The sequence below is a fragment of the Streptomyces niphimycinicus genome (assembly GCF_018883605.1).
In the GTDB taxonomy this organism is placed as follows: domain Bacteria; phylum Actinomycetota; class Actinomycetes; order Streptomycetales; family Streptomycetaceae; genus Streptomyces; species Streptomyces niphimycinicus.
Map to the genome: position 1 here is coordinate 1 of NZ_JAHLEM010000987.1, position 4,971 is coordinate 4,971.

At 71.4% G+C, this 4,971-nt stretch carries 5 protein-coding genes; 4 read left to right on the forward strand and 1 reads right to left on the reverse strand.

Annotated features, from left to right (window positions below):
* Nucleotides 1–248: SAV_6107 family HEPN domain-containing protein (locus KN815_RS46470; protein ID WP_253209677.1), on the reverse strand; the 248-nt coding region annotated here is incomplete at its 3' end.
* Between the two features lie 191 nt (nucleotides 249–439).
* On the opposite strand from KN815_RS46470, the gene KN815_RS46475 reads away from it, so the two are divergent.
* The 4 genes from KN815_RS46475 to KN815_RS46490 form a co-directional block, all read left to right on the forward strand.
* Nucleotides 440–1,309 carry an ATP-binding cassette domain-containing protein gene (locus tag KN815_RS46475; protein ID WP_216347813.1) on the forward strand — a complete coding sequence of 290 codons (870 nt, stop codon included), beginning with the start codon at nucleotides 440–442 and terminating at the stop codon, nucleotides 1,307–1,309.
* Nucleotides 1,281–3,365 (forward strand): YhgE/Pip family protein, encoded by a 2,085-nt coding sequence (locus KN815_RS46480; RefSeq protein ID WP_216347814.1) that lies wholly within the window; start codon nucleotides 1,281–1,283, stop codon nucleotides 3,363–3,365. Before KN815_RS46475 ends, KN815_RS46480 begins: the two co-directional genes overlap by 29 nt.
* Nucleotides 3,366–3,400: 35 nt before the next feature.
* Nucleotides 3,401–4,021 (forward strand): TetR/AcrR family transcriptional regulator, encoded by a 621-nt coding sequence (locus KN815_RS46485; protein ID WP_216347815.1) that lies wholly within the window; start codon nucleotides 3,401–3,403, stop codon nucleotides 4,019–4,021.
* Nucleotides 4,022–4,434: 413 nt separating this feature from the next.
* The coding region (locus tag KN815_RS46490; RefSeq protein ID WP_216347816.1) for an NAD(P)-binding protein at nucleotides 4,435–4,971 on the forward strand (537 nt) is incomplete at its 3' end.

A 4,971-nucleotide genomic window follows, 5' to 3' on the forward strand; every position in this document is an offset into this window, starting at 1 on the left:
CGGCCGCGCACGGCGAGCACGGCCGCGGCCGTGCGCAGGGCGGCCAGATGCGCGGTCGCAAAGCGCTCGTTGGCGGTTTCGAGGGCGGCGGCCTCCTCCAGGCCCTGATGGGCCTGGGTGAGCAGACCGGCCGCGGCGGGCGGGGCGGACGCGCGGCGCAGCACGGGGTGGACATCGGTCGCGGGGCCGGTCAACGAGGGGGCAGGGGCGGCGGCACGGTGCCGGCGCGCTGCGGCGGTACTGGCCATGACGAACCTCCTGTCGTCGCGTGGCGGCCGGTCGTGTGGTAGAGCGACCGCCGTATGGGGCCATCGTGGGGCACACCACTGACAATCGGCTCCGACCAGCGCGAACGACCCCGAGGCCAGGTCTCACCCCGTCATACTCCATACTATTTTTGCACTGACCAGTCAGTTCAAAAATCAAGGAAGTGATCTGTGTGGGGGGCACCCCAGAAGCGGAGACCGGGGCGGCGGTGACGGCCGAGGGGCTCGGCGTCAGGGGGTCGCACGGCTGGGCATTCTGCGGTGCCGATATCGCCGCCGGCTCCGGTGCGTTGATCGCGATCGAGGGCCCGTCCGGCTCGGGCCGCACCTCCCTGCTGCTCACGCTCACCGGCCGGATGCGCCCCACCGAGGGACACGGCGTGGTCGGGGGCCTCCGAGTTCCCCAACAGATGGCGCGCATACGCCGGATCAGCGCGCTCGCGCACGTACCGGGCGTCATCGAGCTCGATCCGGTGCTCACGGTCGCCGAGCATCTGCGGGAGCGGGCCCTGCTGCGGCGGCGCTTCGCCGACTCCCCGCGCGGGCTGCTGCGCCCGCGCCGTGAGCGGACCGCCGCGTCCCGGGCCGGGATCGACGCGGCCCTCACGGCCGCCGGGCTGGGCCTGGACACGCTGCCCAAGGGGCCGCGTACGGCCGTACGGGACCTGGAGCGGATGGAGGCACTGCGGCTGTCGATCGCGCTCGCGCTCATCGCCCGGCCGCGGCTGCTGGCCGTCGACGACGCCGACCTGAAGCTCTCGGACGCCGAACGCGAGCGCGCCTGGGCGCTGTTGCGGGAGATCGCGGAGGGCGGCACCACGGTCCTCGCGGTGTGCAGCCAGGCCCCGGCCGACGCGGTCGTGGTCCGGACCGCGCGGAAGAGCCCCGCCGAAGACAGCCGGCAGGCCGACGCGGACGACTCCGACGCTCCCGCCGCCCACAAGACCGGACACAAGACCGGACACAAGGCCGAACACAAGACCGGACACGACGAGAACGAGAAGGGGGCGGCGGATGCGCTCGCCGAAACTCGCCGCGCTTGAGCTGAAGCGGTTCGGGAGGGGAAAGCTGCCCCGGGCCGCGCTCGCCGCCCTGCTTCTGCTGCCGCTCCTCTACGGCGCGCTGTACCTGTGGTCCTTCTGGGACCCGTACGGCAAGCTGGACAAGATCCCGGTCGCCCTCGTCAACTCGGACAACGGCGCCACCGTGAAGGGCGAGCGCCTCACCGCGGGCGACGACATCAGCGGCAAGCTGCTCGACAGCAAGACCTTCGACTGGCACCGCACGAGCGCCGCCAAGGCCCGTAAGGGCGTCGCGGACGGCACGTACTACCTGTCGCTGACCGTGCCCTCGGACTTCAGCCGGCAGATCGCCACCAGCTCCGGCAAGTCCCCGGAGACCGGCGCCCTCAAGGTGCGCACCAACGACGCCAACAACTACATCGTCGGCCAGATCTCCCGCTCGGTCTTCTCCGAGGTGCGCGCCGCGGCCTCCGCCAAGGCGTCCCGCGGTTTCTACGACAACATCTTCATCTCCTTCGCCGATATCCACGGCGAGACGGAGAAGGCCGCCAAGAGCGCCGACAAGCTCGGTAAGGGCATCGGCAAGGCCAAGAAGGGCGCGGACGACCTCGCCAAGGGCCTGGCCAAAGCCAAGGAGGGCAGCCGCGATCTGAAGTCGGGGCTCGGCACGCTCTACCAGGGCTCGGGAACGCTCAAGACCGGCGCGGGCGGCGTCGCCGACGGCACCCAGTCGCTGTCCGACAAGGTCAACGACGTGGCGGCCAAGGTCCGCCCGTTCCTCAAGGAGCATGGCAAGGAGATCGGGGACGTCTCCCAACTGGTCGCCGACGCCTCCCAGAAGGCGTCCGACAGCCTCGACACCCTGCCCGAGACGACCTCCACGGCGGCCACCAAGGCCCGTAAGGCGTCCGACGAGCTCGCCGCCGACTACCGGACCCGCTGCGAGGGGGCGGTGCCCGCCGACCCGGACTGTCCCGCGCTCAAGAAGTCGGTGGCGGCGGCCGGCACCGCCGCCGATGTGGCCGAGGACGTCAACAAGCTGGTGCGGGACCACACCACCCAACTCGACGCCCTCGGCGGCCATCTGGACGATCTGCACGACCAGGCGCTCTGGCTCGCGCGGAACGCCCCGCACCTGGACACCGACCTCGACACCGCCGTACGGAAGGTCAACGCCCTCAACTCCGGGGCGCAGAAGGTCGCCAAGGGCGCCGGAACCCTGCACACCGGGCTGAGCACCGCCAAGACCGGCGCCTTCGACCTCGACAGCGGCGTCGGTAAGGCGCGCGGCGGCGCGGACACCCTGGGCGGCGGGATGTTCCGGCTCGTCGACGGCACCGGCAAGCTCTCCGGCGGTCTGCACGACGGCGCCGACAAGATCCCCGACTACGGCAAGCAGGACCGGGACGCCCGGACCGAGGTGATGGCGGATCCGGTCCGGCTGGTCAACCAGGCACTGCACAAGGCGCCCAACTACGGCACGGGCTTCGCCCCGTACTTCATCCCGCTCTCGCTATGGGTCGGCGCGATGGTGGCCTACATGCTCATCCAGCCGCTCAACAGGCGCGCGCTCGCGGTGGGTGCCTCCTCCTGGCGGATCGCGTTCGCGGGCTGGCTGCCGGTCGCCGCGATCGGTGTGTGCCAGACGCTGGCCCTGATGGCGGTGTTGCACTGGGCGATCGGCCTCCAGATGGCCCGGGCCGCGGGCACCCTCGGCTTCCTGATGCTGGTCACGGCCTGTTTCGCGGCGATCGTGCAGTGGCTGAACGCCCGCTTCGGACCGGCCGGCCGGATCCTGGTGCTGGCCCTGCTGATGCTCCAGTTGACCTCCGCGGGCGGCACCTATCCGGTGCAGACCAGCCCGCGCTTCTTCAACGCCATCCATCCCTTCCTGCCCATGACCTACGTGGTGGACGGGCTGCGCCGGCTCATCACCGGCGGCGGGCTCGGCCCGGTCTGGCTAGCCTGCGGGGTGCTCCTCGGATTCAGCGTGGCGGCCCTGGCGCTCACCGCGTGGTCGGCGCGGCGAAAGCAGGTGTGGTCGGTGGACCGGCTCCATCCGGAGCTGAGCCTATGAGCGGCATAACATCGACAACGGGCAGAATCGGCGCCATGGACAGCAGCAGCACGCGCCGCCAGGCCACACGCCAGAAACTCTTCGAGGCAGCGGTCACCCTCATCGCGGAACAGGGCTTCTCCTCCACCACCGTGGACGAGATCGCCGAGCGGGCCGGGGTGGCCAAGGGCACGGTCTACTACAACTTCGCCAGTAAGACCGTGCTCTTCGAGGAGCTGCTACAGCACGGCATCGAGCTGCTGACCGCATCGCTCCAGAGCGCCGCCGACGAGAACGCCGAGCGCGGTGGCAGCCATGTGGACGCGCTGGACGCCATGGTCCGGGCCGGGCTGGACTTCATCTCCCGCTATCCGTCGCTGACCCAGCTCTATGTGGCCGAGCTGTGGCGCACCAACCGGGCCTGGCAGTCCACCTTGATGATGGTCCGGCAGCGGGCCATAGCGGTGATCGAGGCCGAGCTGCGGGCCGGGGTTGCCGCGGACGAGTTCAGCGGGGAGATCGACATCCCGCTGACGGCGTCGGCGCTGTTCGGGATGGTGCTGGTGGCCGCGCTGGACTGGCAGTCCTATCAGCCGGAGCGGTCGCTGGAGGATGTGCACGCGGCGCTCTCACGGCTGCTTCAGGGCCGCGTGGGCGGGACCGTGGCCTCCGGATAGCCGGCCGCGGCCTCCGGAGGGCCGACCGTGGCCTCCGGATCACCCGGCATGGCGGGCGGATCGGCTCACCCGGGTACACGTAGAAGGCGCTGTTCCGGTCAGATCGACTTTCATCGTGCTGACCGGAACAGCGCCTCCCCCCGTAGCTCCCCCGTACTTCCCCCGTTGGAGGCTCCTGGTCCGGAGACTCCCGGTGACTCCCACCTTTCGTCCGGGCCGCCGCGCCGTTCCGCCGCCCCGTGCCGGCGGTGCGGCGCGCGGCCCTTCCGTATGCACCACTCTCTCCTCCGAGCAGGTGGCGGCCCATCCGCGCGACTACTCATCTCCCCGGCTGAGTACGCGTACTCAGATCTGCGCACTCGTCCCCAGACGTGGTGCCCCGGCTGTCGGTGGGGGCGGATAAAGTCGCGGTCATGGCACGGATTGTGGTGATCGGCTCCGGGATGGGCGCCATGGCGGCGGCGGCCCGGCTGGCCGTGGCGGGCCACCGGGTGGTGGTGTACGAGCGCGGGCGGGCCCATGGCGGCGGGGTCGGCCGCTTCGCGCGGGACGGATTCCGCTTCGACACCGGCCCGGGGCTGCTGCACCTGCCCGCCGTCTACCGGGATCTGTTCCTGAAGACCGGCAAGCAGACCCTGGAGCAGAGCGTCGAGCTCAGCCAGGTCGACCCGGCGAGCCGGCATCTGTTCGCCGACGGCACGGACGTCCGGCTGCCCAACGCGTCACGGGCCGGGGTGCTCCAGGCGCTGGACGGCGCCTTCGGCGCGGGCGCGGGCGAGCGCTGGAGCGATCTGGTCAACCGGGCGCGCGAGGTGTGGGACGCCACCCGCAGACCGCTTCTGGAGGAGCCGCTGCGCGCCGACTGGCGGGTCCTGGGCCGCGATCCCTATCCGGCCGCCCCCGTGCGGCGCGGGCGGCTCAGCGGCCTGTTCGGCCGGGGCGGTGCCGAC

What these genes read in the sequence shown, in the direction of transcription:
- KN815_RS46480 (WP_216347814.1), top strand. Translation starts at nt 1,281, where the DNA reads ATGCGCTCGCCGAAACTCGCCGCGCTTGAGCTGAAGCGGTTCGGGAGG.
- KN815_RS46485 (WP_216347815.1), top strand. Translation starts at nt 3,401, where the DNA reads ATGGACAGCAGCAGCACGCGCCGCCAGGCCACACGCCAGAAACTCTTC.